The organism is Ewingella americana, from assembly GCF_006438725.1.
GTDB classification, from domain to species: Bacteria; Pseudomonadota; Gammaproteobacteria; order Enterobacterales; family Enterobacteriaceae; genus Ewingella; species Ewingella americana_A.
Genome location: NZ_RCZD01000013.1, coordinates 14,143 through 33,016, shown reverse-complemented (window position 1 = coordinate 33,016; position 18,874 = coordinate 14,143). Strand labels below are relative to the sequence as shown.

At 51.8% G+C, this 18,874-nt stretch carries 19 protein-coding genes and 2 pseudogenes; 17 read left to right on the top strand and 4 right to left on the bottom strand.

What is annotated here, in order from left to right; genetic code table 11:
- Positions 1–103: 103 nt before the first annotated feature.
- A pseudogene (locus tag EAH77_RS20240) lies at positions 104–1,022 on the top strand (hypothetical protein).
- 594 nt (positions 1,023–1,616) lie between these two features.
- Here the strand turns inward: EAH77_RS20240 and EAH77_RS20230 are convergent.
- The 4 genes and pseudogenes from EAH77_RS20230 to EAH77_RS20215 all read right to left on the bottom strand — a co-directional run bounded on the left by EAH77_RS20230 (position 1,617) and on the right by EAH77_RS20215 (position 5,191).
- Positions 1,617–1,972: pseudogene (locus EAH77_RS20230) on the bottom strand (helix-turn-helix domain-containing protein).
- A gap of 114 nt (positions 1,973–2,086) precedes the next feature.
- The gene (locus EAH77_RS20225; protein ID WP_140474612.1) at positions 2,087–2,950 is read right to left on the bottom strand and encodes a biotin/lipoyl-binding protein; all 864 of its coding nucleotides are present in this window, start codon (positions 2,948–2,950) and stop codon (positions 2,087–2,089) included.
- Positions 2,947–3,162 (bottom strand): DUF1656 domain-containing protein, encoded by a 216-nt coding sequence (locus tag EAH77_RS20220; protein WP_140474611.1) that lies wholly within the window; start codon positions 3,160–3,162, stop codon positions 2,947–2,949. The genes EAH77_RS20225 and EAH77_RS20220 overlap by 4 nt, the downstream gene beginning before the upstream one ends.
- Complete coding sequence (locus tag EAH77_RS20215) at positions 3,152–5,191, bottom strand: FUSC family protein (RefSeq protein ID WP_140474610.1); 2,040 nt, start codon at positions 5,189–5,191, stop codon at positions 3,152–3,154. Before EAH77_RS20215 ends, EAH77_RS20220 begins: the two co-directional genes overlap by 11 nt.
- Positions 5,192–5,268: 77 nt before the next feature.
- Between EAH77_RS20215 and EAH77_RS20210 the strand changes: the two genes are divergently transcribed.
- The 16 genes from EAH77_RS20210 (at position 5,269) to virB11 (ending at position 18,827) form a co-directional block, all read left to right on the top strand.
- Complete coding sequence (locus EAH77_RS20210) at positions 5,269–6,063, top strand: AraC family transcriptional regulator (RefSeq protein WP_140474609.1); 795 nt, start codon at positions 5,269–5,271, stop codon at positions 6,061–6,063.
- 1,088 nt (positions 6,064–7,151) lie between these two features.
- A complete protein-coding gene (locus tag EAH77_RS20205) occupies positions 7,152–7,346 on the top strand; it encodes an AlpA family transcriptional regulator (protein WP_050089999.1) in 195 nt (64 codons plus the stop codon).
- A 63-nt stretch (positions 7,347–7,409) separates the two neighbouring features.
- Entirely contained in the window at positions 7,410–7,994 is a 585-nt protein-coding gene (locus EAH77_RS20200; protein ID WP_140474608.1) for a DUF2857 domain-containing protein, read from the top strand.
- The gene (locus EAH77_RS20195) at positions 7,984–8,193 is read left to right on the top strand and encodes a TraR/DksA family transcriptional regulator (protein WP_140474607.1); all 210 of its coding nucleotides are present in this window, start codon (positions 7,984–7,986) and stop codon (positions 8,191–8,193) included. Before EAH77_RS20200 ends, EAH77_RS20195 begins: the two co-directional genes overlap by 11 nt.
- Positions 8,194–8,598: 405 nt before the next feature.
- The gene (locus tag EAH77_RS20190) at positions 8,599–8,820 is read left to right on the top strand and encodes a hypothetical protein (protein ID WP_140474606.1); all 222 of its coding nucleotides are present in this window, start codon (positions 8,599–8,601) and stop codon (positions 8,818–8,820) included.
- Between the two features lie 77 nt (positions 8,821–8,897).
- Entirely contained in the window at positions 8,898–9,545 is a 648-nt protein-coding gene (locus EAH77_RS20185; protein ID WP_140474605.1) for a lytic transglycosylase domain-containing protein, read from the top strand.
- On the top strand, positions 9,545–9,823 hold the full coding sequence (locus EAH77_RS20180; protein WP_140474698.1) for a TrbC/VirB2 family protein: 279 nt from the start codon (positions 9,545–9,547) through the stop codon (positions 9,821–9,823). The genes EAH77_RS20185 and EAH77_RS20180 overlap by 1 nt, the downstream gene beginning before the upstream one ends.
- 11 nt (positions 9,824–9,834) lie before the next feature.
- Positions 9,835–12,582, top strand: a complete 2,748-nt coding sequence (locus EAH77_RS20175) for a VirB3 family type IV secretion system protein (RefSeq protein ID WP_140474604.1) — start codon at positions 9,835–9,837, stop codon at positions 12,580–12,582.
- A gap of 23 nt (positions 12,583–12,605) precedes the next feature.
- A complete protein-coding gene (locus EAH77_RS20170; RefSeq protein WP_140474603.1) occupies positions 12,606–13,325 on the top strand; it encodes a type IV secretion system protein in 720 nt (239 codons plus the stop codon).
- 10 nt (positions 13,326–13,335) lie between these two features.
- Entirely contained in the window at positions 13,336–13,611 is a 276-nt protein-coding gene (locus tag EAH77_RS20165; protein WP_140474602.1) for an EexN family lipoprotein, read from the top strand.
- A gap of 73 nt (positions 13,612–13,684) precedes the next feature.
- The gene (locus tag EAH77_RS20160; protein ID WP_140474601.1) at positions 13,685–14,716 is read left to right on the top strand and encodes a type IV secretion system protein; all 1,032 of its coding nucleotides are present in this window, start codon (positions 13,685–13,687) and stop codon (positions 14,714–14,716) included.
- An 88-nt stretch (positions 14,717–14,804) separates the two neighbouring features.
- The gene (locus EAH77_RS25295) at positions 14,805–14,945 is read left to right on the top strand and encodes a hypothetical protein (protein ID WP_170215684.1); all 141 of its coding nucleotides are present in this window, start codon (positions 14,805–14,807) and stop codon (positions 14,943–14,945) included.
- Complete coding sequence (locus EAH77_RS20155) at positions 14,938–15,621, top strand: virB8 family protein (RefSeq protein ID WP_140474600.1); 684 nt, start codon at positions 14,938–14,940, stop codon at positions 15,619–15,621. The genes EAH77_RS25295 and EAH77_RS20155 overlap by 8 nt, the downstream gene beginning before the upstream one ends.
- Entirely contained in the window at positions 15,621–16,508 is an 888-nt protein-coding gene (gene virB9, locus EAH77_RS20150; RefSeq protein ID WP_140474697.1) for a P-type conjugative transfer protein VirB9, read from the top strand. The genes EAH77_RS20155 and virB9 overlap by 1 nt, the downstream gene beginning before the upstream one ends.
- Positions 16,505–17,809 carry a VirB10/TraB/TrbI family type IV secretion system protein gene (gene virB10 / locus EAH77_RS20145; protein WP_140474599.1) on the top strand — a complete coding sequence of 435 codons (1,305 nt, stop codon included), beginning with the start codon at positions 16,505–16,507 and terminating at the stop codon, positions 17,807–17,809. Before virB9 ends, virB10 begins: the two co-directional genes overlap by 4 nt.
- On the top strand, positions 17,799–18,827 hold the full coding sequence (gene virB11 / locus EAH77_RS20140) for a P-type DNA transfer ATPase VirB11 (RefSeq protein WP_140474598.1): 1,029 nt from the start codon (positions 17,799–17,801) through the stop codon (positions 18,825–18,827). The genes virB10 and virB11 overlap by 11 nt, the downstream gene beginning before the upstream one ends.
- Positions 18,828–18,874: the final 47 nt, after the last annotated feature.

Below are 18,874 nucleotides of genomic sequence, written 5' to 3'. Positions count from 1 at the left end.
TAATCCAGACCTCACAACGTTATAGATACCGCACCCTGAAAAAATTTCACTGAACAATTTCATGAAATTTTTGAAAAACCCAATAAAAAAGAGGAGATTTATCATGTCAAAAAAACAACCATTATCAAGTACAAACTATAGTTCTCCTGACTGGCTGACTATAAGTGAAGCAATTGAAATGACAAATAAAAAAGGGCTGGGGATTAAAAAAAAGTGACATTTACAAACATGCGTTACATGGTAGTATTCGTCTCTCCATTTACTTTCAGTCGCCAATAATATTACGAAAAATTCAAAGATCAGACTATAAAGTAAAGCTTAGAAAATCAGAACCGTCATTAATTAATCGTTTATGTTTTCTTGATAAAAAAACCTTTCTTAACGGGCATGATTTTATTATTAGTACTAACGGTACATATATCATACCCACGCAGAGAATCCTTGAAACTTCATTAATTGGATATGAACATGTTTTAATACAGAGGTTACTTTCCTACTCTCTTAAAATCCCCTTACCTGTAACAGGATCCATTGAGTTTAATTATGGCATAACAGTCAGTGTCCATGAGGAAACATATCAACTATTTGATAGGGTAACATGGAAACAAAGAATTAAACAAAAGATTATGCAACTACCTACAAATATCGCACAAGATGTACACGAGAAAATATTCTCTCAGAGGATAAATGGTTACTTGGAAAAAGAGTATTTCCCCGCTCATGTTCTACCCCGGGATGCATGCTTTGTCATTCGACATGCTGAACTTGATAAATTAATTAACATCGAGATTAAGAACAAAATGAACCCATTATCTTCAACACGAATATCAACACCACTATCTCGTTTTTTCTGGCTAGCCTGTAAAAATAATGAAGCTATCAGCCCGTTAATAAAAAAACCGTACAAGTTACTGTCCATTTTCGAGAAATGGGCATCTGATGAAGGTATTACCGACAGGCTCAGTGGTGATACGCTAAAAACTGCGCTTGAGCGCGGCTCTCCCACATCAGAATCAGATTGATATGAGTGAAATTCACTGAATCAGAATGTCCGTATTATGGGCTCAAAAAACAGTAATACGGGCTTGATTACTTTCTTTCCCTCACTCCTTTGTGTCTCTTTGTCATCTCCGGGCATATGCTATTTCCGTACTGGAGACAACTATAGCTTCTCATCAATTATTAAGTCTGAAACAAGTAGAAGTATAACCCGGTCTGAAACGCTCGAAAATACCCATGTACATGGAAGAAGATGTCTTCCCCTATTCAATAAAAATTTGACCTGCCAATGTAGCCTGGCTCGGTTCTTAAATTAACGAATGGATCAAAATCAAATTAGCCAACCACTAAATATATCCAGATAAGAGCCAGAATCATGATCGTATTAATGGATTGCACTGTATTATCCGACGCCTTACGAGCCCTGAAAGATGATAATATTCATCACTGCGACCCCCTAGGATTCACTTGCGATGAGATGAATGCCTTCAATTTTTTCTTCGGCAAGTTTACTCCAGAGGCACGACGACTAGAATTACCAGGAGGGACCTGCACGTAATTTAAGACGACCCTTGAATATTTCCAAAAAAATGAACCTAATGATGCTGGTAGTTATTTTATCCCCAAGGAGAGCTATTTTGAATACTGATAGCAATTTTCCTATACTTGTGTGGCGGGAGATTGTGTCTTTTGCGGAATGCTCTGGTTAATGATTGTTGAGAGTCAAAGCCAAATCGTATCGCTATGTTAATCAATGATTCGTTTGTTGTGATAACTGTTTCTGCGATAAGGTTTAATTTTCTCTCTCTGATAAATTCCCCAAGGCTCTGACCAGTTTCTAAAAAAACAACCTCTGCAAATGCCATTTTGAATATCCAGATTTGATAGCCACATCATCAATTTTTAGTGGCATGTCAATATTATTATTTATCCAAATAATTAAGTCTATTATAAATTCTTTTCTGTTTTTCATAACCATAATCTCAGAGTTACTCTACCAGAAAGTAGATTCTCATCTGGCTTATAGATTCAAGAGTTGACAACTCTCCGGTTCTGTAGAAATCCTCAATAGAGACCATACTTTTTATTATGGTGTGATGGATATACTGGCAGACAGCCCAGCCACCAATTCAACTCCCTCCGGCAACGTGTCTATATGAATCCGAACCGGGATACGCTGCGCGAGCCGCACCCAGCTAAATGTCGGCTCGACATTAGGCAGGCCAAGCTCACCCGTCTCGTCATTGTTGTCACCTATTCCACGTCCGATACTCTCAACATGCCCCGTGATCATCGGCTCAAATCCCATCAGAGAAATGTGTGCAGTATTTCCCGCGCGAATATGGACCAACTTGGTCTCTTCAAAATAGCCAACCACCCAAAAACTATGGGCATCAATGATGGCAACTTTAGTTTCTCCCGCCGTGGCATGGTCTCCAGGGCGAAGCCGCAAATGCGTGACATAGCCCGCAACCGGAGACCGAACAGTGGCATGACACAAATTAAGCTCTGCAAGGTCCAGTGCAGCCAGTGCACCATGATAATTGGCCGCAGCGACGCTGGCTGTGCTGGCTGTTTGCTGTAAATCCTCGCTGGAAATCACCCCTTTGATCTGAGAGCGTCGCCTGGCCGCATCCTGGCGCATCAGCATCTCATGACGTTTCGCCTCAACATCTGCTTGTGCGCTGACCACTGCCAGCTTCAGCCAGTGCGGATCGATGGAATAGAGCACATCGCCACGATTAACCCACTGATTATCGCGGACAGCCACGTCCAGCACCGGCCCGGAGACATCCGGCGCAATCTGTACCACCTCCGCACGAACCCGGCCATCGCGGGTCCAGGGCATCTGCGCATAATGTTTCCAGAGAATAAAAGCCAAAAGTGTAGCCACCGCCACCGCGCTTAGCGTCAGCGCGTAGCGGCCCAGTAGAGAAAGTAACGATTTCATGCAAATAACCCCAGTTTGGTCAAGCCCTGCAGCAGCAGGTAAAAAGTAATAATACAGATGGAGAAATCGAGCAGCGGGCGAAACGGCAAGCGGCGGTAACCCCTGCTGAACGAGAAAAGCGGTACGAGTAACAGCGTGCAGGCCAGAGCGACGAGGGCAATCACCAGCAGGCCGGGTACAAAAACGCCCCCAATATTGAAATCATTGATCATCGGCAGGGTCCATTTTCTGATCACGTAATGCGCAGTACAGATCAACCAGTCGGTCGACATACTGTCGCGATAGTTCGTCTGCAGCGGGCAAGCTGCGCTCGGTCAGGGTGGCGATCCGCTGAGGTAAGGTGTCAATATCTGTCGAACGGGTAAGGAGCGTCAGGACTTCTGTTATTTCATTGTTAACATGCGCATCACATCGGCGTAAATGCATTACACACAAGCCTATACGTAGGGCGTGCAACAGATGATTCAGTGCCCGTTCCGGTGACTGTCCGCTGCGCTGCAAACGCGGCAGTAACAACGCTGCCCGATCGATCATCAGGTTGGTCCAGCGGGTTTCGTCGATATTCAGCATGCCTTTCACGCTGCGGTTAATATCGCGCTGGCAAAGTTTAAGCAGGCGTTTTATCGCCGCATCTGCCTGAACGGTTTGTAGAAGGCTCATACCGATCACCGCAAAGCCGGTTGCGGAAAATAGTGCAATGGCGGTGTTAAGTGCCACGGAAAAATCTCCGCTGTAGTGCGCACCAAGTTCGCACAAAATAGGAAGTGTCAGGGTGATCCCCATGGCCATAAAAGTGGTGGGCGGCCTAGCCTGGAGCGATCCGGCAAACAGATATACTGGAGCAAAAACCGCAGTCAGCACGATGAAATCACTTACTTGTGGTAGCAAGGCGAAACTGTAAATCAAGCTAATAACAACCCCCCATACGGAGCCGATAATGTATTTCACAATATGCGGGGTGGGTGTGTCGAAACTGCCAAACAATGTACAACAGACTCCCAGGATCGAAACCGCCGTGCCGCCATCAGGCCAGGCCGAGAAAATCCAGACAAGGCAGCCGCTCAGGATGATGACGAAAGCGCCTAACGCCATGCGGGCTGCAGTAAGGAAATCCTGGTGGAATACATACCCTTTCACCGTATTCTTTTCCGCGTGCATCGGCGCGATCTTCGTGTGATGTATGGCCTCAGAAAGGCGCTCGCACTGCTGGATAAGGACAATAGCCTCTGTCAGATAGCGCGCAAAACTTACGCGCAAAGCATCTTCAAACGTCAGCACTTGCTCCGCATGCCAGTGCAGCAGTTGTTCACTGCGTTTTTTGAGCGCTTCAGCCGCGCTTTTACATTTTCCTTCATCTTTACACACAAGCCAGGCCTGGATATCACTCAGCAGGGTTTGCACATCGGCAGACATCCCCGCCATCAACGACAGGCGATCGCGTAATTCACAGTTGATGATGACTAATCGCGCTAGCCGGTCGTGGATCCCTTTTCTGGCTTGTTGGATCGGTACAGAGAGCGCAAAGTCATATGGGATATGATGGCTGATGCCCTGTAGGAACTGCAACGCCAGCGCCATATGCAGTGGCCCGGAAACAGCATCGGGCTTGCCTGCTAAAGTGTCTGCGACCCGCTGTCGCGCCGCGTGCAGCGTCTGCGATAATTTACTGTTGAACTGGCCGGAGATGCGCGAGGGCAATGCATAGCGATGAATAAGCGCCGCACAGAAAATACCAATCATGATTTCCTGTACCCGAACTATAGCGATGTTAAAAATCGCGCCAGGATCGGATACCGCAGGGAAGCCAATCAGGCTCGCGGTATAACCAGCTAGAACAAAGCCATAGGCGCGGGGCGTGCGTTCCAGCAGGGACAAATAAAGGCAGAAGGTGATCCAGCCCGTCAGTATCACGCTGCAAAATACGGGCGTATTCTCAAACGCGGGTACAATTATTACAGTCATACCCGCACCAACTACCGTTCCCGCCAGACGATACAAACTTCTGCTCAGCGACGCTCCGACGGAGGTTTGCGAAACAATATACACGGTGATAATTGCCCAGGAAGGCCGTTCAAGGCCAATTGACAAGGCAATGTAGTATGCGAGCATCGCTGCGGCAAAACTCTTCGTAGAGTAGAGCAGAGCGCTGGCATCATTCAACAGCGCAGGAGAAGCCGTACCGCGAAGACGATGGCATATCGTGTGTAAAAAATGAAAGTGAATAGCATTGATTTTTCTCATGCCGGGAATTATTACCGGGTTGCATATCCTATTAAATACTCTATTCTGTCAAAAAATACCTAAATGTTGCCAATCCTATGCTACCCCCACTCGCCAATACGCTGTTTGATCCGGACTCCACACCCTGCCCTGCAGTCGCGCGTCATCTGGATTTCGTTGATTACGCCGCAGAAGTGCCAGTGCATGCGCACCGCAAAGGGCAATTGATTATTGCCCTCTATGGGGCGGTAATTTGCCGTGCCGAAAATGACATCTGGATCGTGCCGCCCGATTGCGCCGTCTGGATCCCGGGGGGAGTGCCGCACAGCGCCAAAGCTACCTGGAATGCGCATCTCAACTATCTATTTATCGAGCCTGGAGCCGCCGCGCTGCCTGAACGATGCTGCACTCTGGCAATTTCCGGGCTGATCAAAGAACTCGTTGCTCGTTTAACCCGCGAGGGCGTCGAATACCCACCGGAAAGCCATCTCGCCAGACTGACCAGAGTGACACTTGATGAATTAGCCACCATGCCTCAGCAGAAACTGAGCCTCCCGGTGTCATCGCATCCTAAAATCCGCGCCATGGTCGATGCGCTGGTCAGTCACCCTGACGATCGAAGCACGTTCAAAGTGTGGGCAAAAAGGCTGGCACTCAGCGAGCGTTCTCTCGCGCGTATGATGCTGCGCGAAACCGGGTTGACGTTCGGACGCTGGCGTCAGCAACTTCAATTGATAATCGCTCTTCGGGAACTGGCTAGCGGCGTGTCGGTACAGAATGTGGCGGCAAATCTTGGGTATGAATCGGTTAATGCGTTTATCACCATGTTCAAAAAAACAATGGGCAGTACGCCCGCGCACTATTTTGCCGAACGGAAAATAAGCTCACACTAAATTGATATGTTGCAGCATCAGGTTATTCGATAAACCATAGTGTTGAGCGCCAGGAGTAAAGGTGGGCAAGGCCCGTATTATCAGAGCGCGAGTACATTCCAGCACGTCTATTAGCCAGCAGCATCAGGCCCGTAATCGCATACTAGAGCAGCTTGCGTCAGGGGACGGAGATGAAATCAGCCACCAGTTCTAAGCTACAACGCGTACCACTTAGCGCATTGAGCACTAAATTCGCCTGAGGAGAATCCAAAAGAGTGAGTCACGGGGTCGCACGCAGCCACACCGACGCATCCATCTCCCTTTGTTCGGGGAACCACACTACAGAAGGCAGCGCCTCAGCACTTCCAACGTAATGTGTCAGATGACTTTGCTGTTCGACACCATATTACAGGGCGCATACCACCGAATATTTACCATATGAAACCTCCAGCCAGGGCGCTATTGCCTCAGTCTGAGTCGCCTTGACGACAACAAAAATCAGATCAAAGGACAATGTTATATCTGCCGGATCGGTCTGTATCAGGCCGGGGGCCACAATCAGTCCATCATTGTGGCGAAGATGTGGTTGAGGATATGCGGTTCAAGCGCACAGAGCAGCTCTACGACCATGCTTTATGGAGCACTGCTGCTATGGTGGTACCAATAACACCCGGACCAATAAGCGCAACGGATGGATTTAACGACATAGTTTTATTCTCCTCATTACCACACTGAGCCATTGCTGCCTTTGTGCAACATTCTGGACTGTGATCGTCAGCCAATCGGTACAGTACCGATAACAATTATGGTATTTACCATAACTTTAATCCGGCAGCCTTATGAGATCCTGTCCATTTTTGAGCAATGAGCTCCTGATGATGGCATTACTGAACGTTTGAGCAGCGACACACTGAAAACTGCACTGAAGCGCAGATCTCCTTCTTCCGCATCCTTATCCAGCTAATAGCGTATTTATTTGTTTCACTATAAAACCGTATTAAGGATCTTCCCATACGTAATACTGCTTCATCGACTTTCCCTGCGTTTTCTACTGTGTTTTTTTGTCTTCTCCAGGCATGCCCCCGGTTAATTCACAACAGGAGATAACGATGACAACACATCACTTATTGCGACTTAAACAGGTCGAAGAAAAAACGGGGCTCAAACGCTCTCAGATTTACCTGTATATGAAAAATGGCGATTTTCCTCGTTCCATTAAAATCGGCCCTGCCAGTGTGGCGTGGCTGGAATCAGAAATTGATGGGTGGATCAACCTGAAATTAGCCGGGCGCGAAGTCAGTTGATGATATTCGTTTGGATTTTATCCACTTAATTTTTCCCTAAATACAGCGTGAGGAGATAACAGGATGATCCCATCAATTAATTACGCCATCCTGACCGATGCATTGCATGCACTGAAAGAAGGCAATATTCGTTACTGTGAATCCTTCGGATTCACTTTCGACGAAATGAATGCCCTCAACCAATTATCACTAGACGAGCTGTTTATCATTAGTCGTGAGTCTGCGCCATTTTTGACTGTGACGGTTCATCACGACGCATTACGCCTGCTTCTGGCAAAGTCCCGTAAGGAGATTATGCAGCAACAGCGTATCAACCATGCCATCCGGCTGGGTGGGTCGATTGCACTGCTAAATCACTATTTTGGTCTCACATCCAATGAGGTTAGCCTGCGTCGCCGGTTGCTGGATATCGCCATCCCTTATGGCAGGACACCCATCCCGGATGAGGAAACCGATGCCCGAATCTGGCGACAATGGCAAAAATGCCGGGTGGCTAATCTAGAATCAGCCGAGGCACTAGGGGCGATGATACAGGTCACTGAGAAATTGTCCGCCCAGCCCGATAACCCCTCGCTCACTGTAGTCTGGAACCGTATCAAGCTTTTCGAACGTGAAGCGTCTGACAGGGAGACGTCTCATGCCGGATGAGATCGACCGCGACCAGGAGTTTAATGAACAGCGGCTGGAAGATATGATTGAACAGAGCCGTTTCAAACCCGCTGTAACGCCTTCATTATTTCACTGTCAATTCTGCGGGAAGCCTATTCCAGAAAAACGGCGGCAGACACTTCCGGGGGTGACGACATGCACGGTATGCCAGTCCATCCTTGAACGTCGTAGGCGCTAATCATCATGCCAGTTATGCGCGGGGAATTCCTCTTCCCCGTGCGTTTTTATATTCCACTATCTGTCAACCATCCGTTAATTTATTTTATTACCCCCAGTAACAGAAAGAATAATCCGCCAGGAAAATCCATTTTAAATTTTATTAACTCTCTTTCTTCTTTTTTTGATTTTTTATATCGAAGGGTTTTTTAATATTGCACTCTGAATGCGCTGTTACTTAATGACTGATCTGATGGGCGTTAATTCTTCCGGAATGGATATTGCTCTTTAAAAATAAGGCTCGGGCTGTCACGAAACCACAATTCAGGGTGCCGCTGAATGTTCTCTCTGGCCCGTTAAAACCGGAATGCAGAATTGGGATGTGACATTTATTTAACTCATCGTTGTTTTTATTAGAGGAGGCCTCATGCGAAAACCCATTTATCACGTATTTGTCACCCACGAAAGTCAGCCCGACCCACAGGGTGAAAAAAACACCTGGTGGACGAAAGTCGGCGTGGCTTTTGCCCATAACGATAAACCCGGCCTGAACGTGGTTTTGACACCCGGCATTGCCGTTTCCGGCAAGTTAGTGCTCCTTGAGCCCAGGGATGACGGCGACGCGACACAGGATACTCAGCCCGTTTAACCGCCCTTCCCCCTTTTCCCGGCCCTGTGCCGTCTGATGGCGGTACGCGTTGCCCAGTTTACCGTTCCGAGGCCACCATGCTTTCCACCACCGTATTTCTGACGGCGGCCATGCAGTGCGCCCCCAGCATTCACCCGTCTACGGCACTTGATGTGGCGCGGGTCGAATCCGGTTTGAATCCGTATGCCATCGCTGAAATTCTGCCCGGTGGCAAAGGCGTGACTTCACATTTCCCCGCCAGCAAGGATGAGGCCGTCAGCATCACTAGACAGCTGACGGCACAGGGCCGACGCTATTCGGTCGGGTTGATGCAAATCACCAGCACCAATTTCCGTCATTACGGCGTGAGCGCCCGCGACCTTCTTGACCCCTGTACCAACCTGTCCGTCTTTGAGCACATCCTCACCGACTGCTACCGCCGCGGTGGTTCCCTCAAGCGTGCGCTCAGCTGCTACTACTCAGGAAATTTCACGACCGGTCAGCAAGCGGAATCTGCGTTTAACCACACCAGCTACATCCAGCGCATCGGCTACACCGTGCCGTCAACGCGGGAAGACCGGCAGCGACCTCCCGCCGAAAAGCTCGTGCCGGAAATCCATTACCCCACCGCCGTCATGCGTGGCGAGCTTACCGATAACGCCACGCCAGTTCTGACATCCCTGCGCTACCCCAATGCCGTGATCCGCGGCGCGTTACCCATTCTCGGCCCCCAGGAAGAACAATGATGAAACGAAAACAGTATGACTGGCCCGTCCTCTCTTCCTTGTTAATGGCAAGCCCGGTGCTGGCAGCAGACAGCGGATTTAATAAAGCCAATGAGACGCTGAGCAACACCTCTACCGGCCTGCTCGGACTGGCCGCCGTCACCATCACGCTGGCCACCATGTGGGTGGGATACAAAGTCTTATTTGACGGCAAGAGCCTGCATGACATGCGCAACGTCATCATTGGCGCCATCCTTATCGTCGGTGCGTCAGGTTTCGGTGCCTACTGGGCGTCATAAGGGAGGTAACGATGGCTACGCTGAACAAAGCGCTGACGCGACCTGCCGCCATAGCCGGCATTCCCCTCGTGCCGTTCGTGATTGTCAGCGGGGCCATCGTCCTGCTGGCGGTCTATGTCAGCTATTACCTGATATTACTGCTTATTCCCGCCTGGCTGGAGATGAAGGCAAAGGCCAGAACCGATATTCACTATTTCGGCCTGCTCTGGCTGGCCTTTAAAACCCGTGGCCGTTTTGGCACCAATAAACATTTTGGTGCCAATGCCCTGCTGGCAAACCGCTATGACGCCGTCGCCGTCTCGGAGTTTATTGAAAAAATGAAGTTAAACGAGCACGTTACGCTGGATAAATACATTCCGTATTCCTCCCATATTCACCCGCACGTCATCAGAAACCGCCAGGGGGATTTGGTTGCCAGCTGGGAGCTGGAGGGCACCGTTTTTGAATGCGAGGATGAACATCACCTGACGTTAATGGCGACGCATCTCAATAACGTGATTCGTGCGTATGAAGGCCTGCCGGTTACCTTCTATCTTCACCGTATCCGGGAAAAGTACCACGATGTCTTTGACGCGAATTCAGGCATTCCCTTTTCTGATGAAGTGACCCGGCTGTATTACCAGCCGATCAGCGAAAAACCGTTCTGGCGGCACCGGCTGTTTTTCACCGTATGCTATGCGCCCTTCTCTCCGCTTGAGAAAAAGGCCATGAAGGCGCAGCCGTCCGGTAAACGCAAAGCGGCGCTGGATGATGCTCTGAAAATGATGCTCGAACACCGGGAGGCACTGGCTTCGGCGCTGTCCCGCTATACGGCCACGCCACTGGGGATGTATGAAGACAACGGGCGGGTGTATTCCGCCCAGCTGTCCTTTTATCACCGCCTGCTCACCGGCCAGTGGCAGAAGGTGGCGGTCACGCGTTCGCCGTTTTACGACACGCTCAGCACGGCAGATGTGTTTTTTACCACAAATACCGCCGAGTGCCAGACCGTCCGCGGCTCCCGTTTCTTCCGCAGTCTGGAAATCAAGGACTACTCGCCTGAAACCGCGACCGGCCTGCTGGACGCGCTGCTGTATGCCGAAAGCGAGTATGTGCTGACGCAGTCCTTCACCTGCATGGCCCGCGATGAGGCGCAGAAGCATATCCGTCTGGCGGAAAAGCGCCTGAATTCGGCGGATGACGACGCCATTTCGCAGCGCGAAGAGCTGATTGTGTTGCGTGACTTGCTCCAGTCCGGGCATGTGTCCTGCGGAAAATACCACTTCTCCCTGCTGGTATCCTCAGACAGCGCCGACCAGGTGGTCAAGGATACCAACGCGCTGGCGCAGCCCTTCGCCGACCTCGGCATAATGACGACGCTGTCCACGCTGTCGCTGCCCGCCGCGTACATGGCGCAACTGCCGGGGGTGTATACGTTGCGCCCCCGTCTGGTGGCCGTCAGCAGCCAGAACTTTGCCGACCTGGCGAGCCTGCACAATTTTCATCCCCACAAGCAGAGCGACAATCCCTGGGGCGATGCCATCGCCATCCTCAAATCACCGGGTGGTGGCGGGTATTACCTGAACCTGCACGACAGCCAGAGCGGGCGGGATGACTTCAACGAAAAAACGCCGGGTAATACAGCGATTATCGGTAAAACCGGCTCCGGGAAAACGATGCTGATGACCGTCATGCAGCAACTGATGCAGAAGTACCGCAATCCGGCGACGTTCTCCGCCTCAGCCACAATCCAGCGGTTCACAACGGTGTATTTCGACAAGGACCGGGCGGCGGAGATGGCAACACGCCAGATGGGCGGACGCTACTTCCGTATCCGTACCGGCACGCCCACCGGGTTTAACCCGTTTTCGCTTGCCCCAACCCGGCGGAATATCAGCTTTATCAAACGACTGGTGCGCATGCTGTGCGGCCGCAACGGCAAGCCGCTCGATCCGCGCGATGAGGAGCGGATCAGTGCCGCCGTAGATACCATTATGCTCGACTACCCGCCGGAATACCGCAAGTTCGGTATCACCCGGCTGCTGGAAGCGCTGCCGGAGCCGCCAACCACCGATGCCCGCATCAACGGGCTGCGCATCCGCCTTAAACAGTGGGCGCAGGGCGGCGAGTTCGGCTGGGTATTCGACAATGAGGAGGACACCTTCAACATCAGCCACGTTGATAACGTGGGTATCGACGGTACGGAATTTCTCGATGATGACGATATTCGCGGCCCCATCACGTTTTATCTGCTTTACCGCGTCACCAGCCTGCTGGATGGTCGCCGGCTGGTGATGTTTATGGACGAGTTCTGGAAATGGCTGGCCGATGTCGAATTCTCACGCTTCTCGCTCAATATGCTGAAGGTGATCCGCAAGCTGAACGGCATCTTCGTCCCCGCCACCCAGTCGCCTGACGAAATCGTCAAACACCCTATTGCTCCGGCGATTATCGAACAGTGCAGCACGCAGATTTTTCTCGCCAACCCGAAGGCCAGCCGGGCGGATTACGTGGAAAAGATGAAAGTGCCTGAAAGCGTGTACGACATCGTCAGAAACCTCGATCCGGGTGAGCGCTCTATGGTGGTTCTGAAAACGCCGTTACGCGCGGGTGAAACCCGGCCTTTTGTGGCGATGGCGAAAATGGATTTATCGGGCCTCGGGAAACTTACCAAGATGCTGAGCGGGAGCGAAGACAACCTGAAACTGTTCGACACCCTGTATCAGGAAGGTATGCAGCCTGATGACTGGAAAGCCGCCTTCCTTAAAAAAGCCCTGTAATATTCATAACGGAGGTAATGAAAATGCGGTTCAGAGATATCACACTGGCATTATCGTTGTGTATTTCCACCCAGGCGATGAGCGCCGGAATACCGGTATTCGATGCCGTACAGAATACCGAATCCATGAATCAGTGGATCCAGAAACTCCAGCAGTGGCAGGAAACCGTCACCCATTACAGAAGTGAACTTGATGCCTACAAGCAGCAATTAGCCACGGCAACGGGCGTGCGTGACGTTCAGGCATTTCTCCGCGAGGCCAAAAGTCTGAAAACCGATATTGATAATCTTCGTCAGAACGGTATTTCACTGGATGACCTGCTGAGCAACCAAAGCGGGTCATATTCGTCTGAACTGAATAGCTTGTATAACAAATATAAAACGTTCGACACCTGTAGCCCATCCAGCTTTTCACAACGCTATCTGGACAGTTGCAAACAGATGATCCTGAATCAGGCCGTAGCGATAGAAAATACGTCCGAGGTTGAAAACAAGATCACGGGCACGCTCAACGATATATCAGATTTATCAGACCGTATTGCTAATGCGCAGGATTTGAAAGAGTCGCAGGACCTGGCTAACGCCATCGCAGCCAAAAGCGTACAATTGAATGCGCTGACCAGCCAGTGGGAAATGTCAGTCAAACAGGCTGAACAGCGAGCAACGCTGCTGGAACAGCAAAAACAGAAGGCCTTTGAGCAACAGCAATTAACTGCGCCCGTTGCCAATCTGAACTCTCTATAGGGAGGTTAACATGTTAAAACCCGTATTAACCTTATGCGTCATGTCAGGCATTCTCGTCTTATCAGGTTGTAAAGAGACGAAATCAGAAGCCTGGTATAAAGAACATCCCGATGAAACCTATAAGGTCTATACGCAATGCCTCAGGGATGGCAAGGCAAGCGACAACTGCGAGTTTGCGCACCGGGCAGCACTCATGTTTGCCCAGACAGGCAAACCCGGCATCAGGGAAAAATTCGAGACACTGTTTCAGCAGGAAGCCCAAAAAAGAAAATCCGTCACTCAGTAAGATCCCCGTCAACAAAAACAGGGATCCCTCCCTGTTTTTATCCCCTGTCTGTTCCTGACTAATGAGAGGCACCATGTCCGGTGGTATTTTTGTTGGTATGGACAAAAACATCATGGATGGACTCAATGCCGTGTTAGAAGGTCAGTCTTCTACCTACGGCACCCTAATCAGTGTGATTATCGTCAGTTCCTTCACCCTATTTATTACGTATCGCGGGTATCAGACGCTTGGCGGCAAACTCCAAACACCGGTTGAAGATGTTGTCTGGGATGTGGGGCGCATGTTGCTGATAACCACCTTTGTTTTAAACCGCGAGGGCTGGATGAATGCCATCATTGCGGCCATTGAAGGGCTTAAGGACGGCATAAGTGGCGATGATAATGTCTGGGCACTGCTCGACACGGTGTGGGAAAAGGCACAAGCGCTGGGGCAAACGCTGTTTAATCTCGATACCTCCACCTACGTTAAAGTGAATGGCGGTTTTGCCGAGGTGCTGGTCTGGGGCGGTGCAATCGTTATGTTACTGGCTGCAACGTTTGTCAATCTGCTCGCCGAAATCACCATTCTGTTAATGACCACCACCGCCCCACTCTTTATTTTCTGCCTGCTGTACGGTTTTCTTAAACCCATGTTTGATAACTGGCTGAAAACAATATTTACCGCAATCTTAACGATCATGTTCTCTGCCCTGTCTGTCCGAATCGCCATCAACTACCTGAATAAAATACTGGATGCCGCCACAGCAACGTCTGCTGAAAGCAATATGGTGACCCTGGCGGCGCAATGTTTGCTGGCCGGGATTGCCGCAGGCGTCGTGGTGTATTTTTCAGCGAAAATAGCCACTGCGCTGAGCGGTGCCGCCGTACAGGCCGTGTTACAGGGGGCAGCCATGAGCGGACTGAGCGGGCTGGCCAGCCAATCTGCCGACGTCGCCAGACCCGGCATAAAGACCGGGGGCCGACTGACCGCCAAAGGTGGCATGGCCGCAGCAGCGACAACCGGCAGGTTCATTGCCGCAGGTGCGGGCAAAGCCGTGAGCGCCTGGCAGAAACGCGCCACCGCCATTGAAAGCATGAAACGCCAGAATCAGCAGCGTCACCGTTAATCCTCCCGACCGCTAATTTCTTTTCTCTGTCACGCCGTGGCCTCTGCCAGCGGTGCGGCTCCTTGCATTAATCCGATAAGAGGCTTCCATGAAATTCAGCATCTTGCTTCTGGTGCTGTGCGCGCTTACGGGCTGCGCGCAGCATCAGGGCAACCTCCCGCCGGTGTCCGGCGATCCCCAGCCGGTTAATTCCCCCGCCATGATCCAGGAGCTGACTCACCATGTCTGATATTCAGCACATCATTAATGTCTCGCGCTCTTTTGAATCCATCCTGCTGGAAAAGGAAGAGCGTTCCCGCAAAACCGCCTGGCGGGTGGCCGCTGCCGGGCTGATTCTGGCTGCACTGGCGATCACGGCCATGATTATTCTGCTGCCGCTGAAAACCACTGACATTGAATTGTGGTCGGTGGATAAACAAACCGGTCGTTATGAGTATATGACCCGCATTAAAGAGCGGGATATTGCGTCTGAAAAAGCGCTGGCCCATTCACTGGCGGCACACTATGTCAGACTCCGCGAAGGGTATAATTATTTCTCCCTCCAGCGTGATTACGACGACGTACAGTTATTTAACAGCGACAGCGTGAACCGGGATTATCTGGACGGGTTTAATGGCGACCAGGCTCCGGACGTTATTTTTAATAAAGCCGAATATGTCGTCTATATCGACATTATTTCTAATGTGCATGCGCCTGCCACCGGGCCTGATAGCCTGGCAACACTGCGTATTAAGCGTACCCTCCGCCGTGTTTCTGATAATTCAGTGAAAACGGACTTCTGGAATATCCGTCTCACTTACCGCTATGTCCCGCATCAGCAACTGACGGACAGTCAGCGTGAAGTGAACCCGCTGGGCTTTATCGTCACCAGCTACCAGCGCGATAAAGAACTGAGGAGCGAATGATGCTGAAAAACATCCTGCTCCTGACGGGCTTAATGGTGTCATGCGCGGCATGGAGTGCCGCCACCCCGCGTGGCAGCGGCTATGACAGCCGGATGCAGAACGTATCGTATAACAGCCAGAACGCCACCGTGGTGAACACCCGCCCTGGCTACGTCACCACGCTGCTGTTTGACGACGATGAAGCTGTGATTGATGCGCAAGCAGGCTTTCCCAAAGGCTGGACGGTAACGAAAAGTGATAACCGGGTGGGCGTCAGCCCGAACCCCATCACCCAGCCGGTGACGGACGCCAGCGGCAACAACGTCAGCCAGGTATTTTTGCCCACGGCGAAGGACTGGAAGACCAACCTCTTCGTGGTGACCTCAAAGCGTGATTACAGTCTGGAGCTGAACGTGCTGGACCACGATTCCCCCGCGCAGGCGTTCGTTATCCGCTACCACTATCCGACCGAGGCTCGCCAGCAATCCGCCGCCGCCAGCGCCGCACGTCAGACGCAGCAGCGTGAAAGACAGGAGAAGCAGCAGATAGCAGCAGCATTCGGACAGGCCAGCACGCCACGCAACTGGCGCTACACCAAACGGGTCGCCGCCGGTTCGGCCTCCATCGCACCGGATTTTGCCTGGGACGATGGTCGTTTTGCATATATCGGTTTTTCCCCCACCAGAACCCTGCCTTCCGTTTTCCGGGTAGTTAACCGACGGGAGCAGGCGCTCACGCCCCGGACGGTTAAAAAGGGTAACTACATCGTGATGGTGGTGCCGGCAGCGCCACAACTGGTGCTGCGTTACGGCACCTCGGTGGTGGGGATCGAAAACAACGGATTCGGGCGCATCCCGATAACCCGCAGCGACACTGTTTCACCGTCCGTTACGCTGGAGGCCAGATGACCGATAAACCTGTCCCGGATGAACCGGAAAAAACCACCGCAGAGCGGGAAGCGGAAGCCCGCGAACGCGCCCGGGCGGCAATGGCGTATCAGGAGCCGGAGCAGAAAACACCGCCCGGCCAGCCGGAAGTGACCCGCTTTCGTAAGACATCCGGCCGCCGCACGCTGATCGTCAGCCTGCTGAGTCTGACTCTGGTGATCGCCCTGGCATCCGGCGGCGATCGTCTTTTCAGTGCATTGAAAGGGGGTAATGAGAAAGAAGCCAACACCGCGCCGCCGCCCTCTGCCGGGGCTGCGCAGCAGGAGCGTCAAAATCTGGGGATGGACAGTAACCCGTTTGGCCTGTTCGGGCCGCACACACAGGACGGAACAGCCCCTGCCCGTCAGATCGTCACTCCCGCACCACCCCGGCCACCGGCCCACCCCGCCCTGAACAAGGCAGCCGCGCTGGCTGACGGGCTGAACAACGCCCGAACAATGCCGGGCGATAATACACGCACGTCTCCGGGCCAACTTCGCAGCAACGCAGAAACGTCCGACAGTCGGTCATCATCCACGACGTACACATCCTGTCCGTCAGTACTGACCAGGGGAAAGGATGGCAGCCTGCGCTCCCCGGGTACCGCCGCGCCGGAAACGGGTAACAACGACAATGCGGGCGTCGCCCGTGTCACCGGCGTCAGACGGTTGGGTCTCGATCCTGATCTCTATATCCCGGTGGACCGCTATATCCCGTGTTCGATGATGTGGCGCTTCGTGTCCGATGTCGGGGGGCATATTTCCTGCCTGGTCAGTGAAGATGTTTACAGCGCCAGCAACCATGTGACGCTGATCCCGGCGGGAACGGTCGCCCGTGGCATCTACCGCACCGGGGCGCTGCAACACGGACGCAGCCGGATGTTTGTGCTGTGGACGGAGCTGCGTACGCCTGAGCCCGGCAGCCTGCAAATCCCGCTAACTGATACGCAGGCCAGCGGCCCGCTCGGCGAGGCGGGGATCGCCGGCTGGATCGACAACCACTTCTGGGAGCGCTTCGGCAATGCCCTGATGCTCAGTACCGTGCAGGACGTGGCGGCGGCGGCGTCAGATGCTGCCCCGGGGAAAGACCGCAATACCGACTACACCGAAAACACCCGCGCCGCCACGGCGGAAATGGCCAAAACGACGCTGGACAACAGCATCAATATCCCGCCCACCCTGTACCTGAATCAGGGTGATGTCATCGGCATCATGACCGGCACCGATATTGATTTCTCATCCGTCTGGCAGCTGCGACTGAAAAAGAGGTGGTATGAACGCTGAAAACCTGTCGCTGGATTTTATGAAAAACCAGCTGTTTGGTGATTTTATTGCGCAGGACGGCCTGACGGAAATTGCCGTTAACCGGCCGGGTGAACTGCATACCAAAATCCGGGGGAAATGGCGAACACATGAAGCCCCGATTACGCTGCGCCAGTGTTACGCCTTTGCCAGAGCGCTGGCGTCCTGGCAGGACGATAATATCGACGACACCTCGCCGATCCTTTCCGCCACGCTTGAATCAGGCGAGCGCATTCAGGCCATTATTCCCCCGGCCTGTGAGCGAAATACCGTGTCTATTACGCTGCGCAAACCCTCATTCGGGCAGAAAACGCATCAGTCATGGATTGATGCGGGATTTTATAACCGGGTGACCGGTAAGGAGCGGACGGAAGGCAAAGATGTTGAACTGACCCGCTACTATCAGAGTGAGGATATTCCCCGCTTTATGGAAAAAGCGGTGGAATACGGCAAGACGATTTTTATCGTCGGTGAAACCGGATCCGGTAAAACCACCTATATGAAAACGCTGCTGCACTATATTCCCCGGCACCTCAGGCTGACCACCATCGAGGATAATCCCGAAATCCGGTTCTATCACCACACCAACTATGTCCATCTCTTTTATCCGGCAGACGCCGGGGATAATGCCATTGTCACGCCCGGCAGACTGATACGTGCCAATTATCGTATGAACCCTGACCGGATATTACTGGCTGAAATTCGCGGACAAGAAGCCTGGGATGCGCTGAAAATCGTCGGTTCAGGGCATGAGGGATTGATGACCTCCCTGCATGCGGGCAGCCCGAAAGAATGTATTGAAGGGTTAATTGACCGCTGTTATGAAAATCCCGACTGCCGGAACATGCCTTTCGACGTTCTGTTACGCAAGGTGCTAAAAAGCATTGATGTGATAGTCAGCATTGATATTCACGGTGACATACGCCGGATGAGTGATGTTTATTTTAAACCCCTTCATCTCAATGGCATGAGAGGTCTATTCACCAAAGGACTCCAATAAATAACACATCAAGATACGTAACCGTCGTTTAAATATGAAGGTGACCG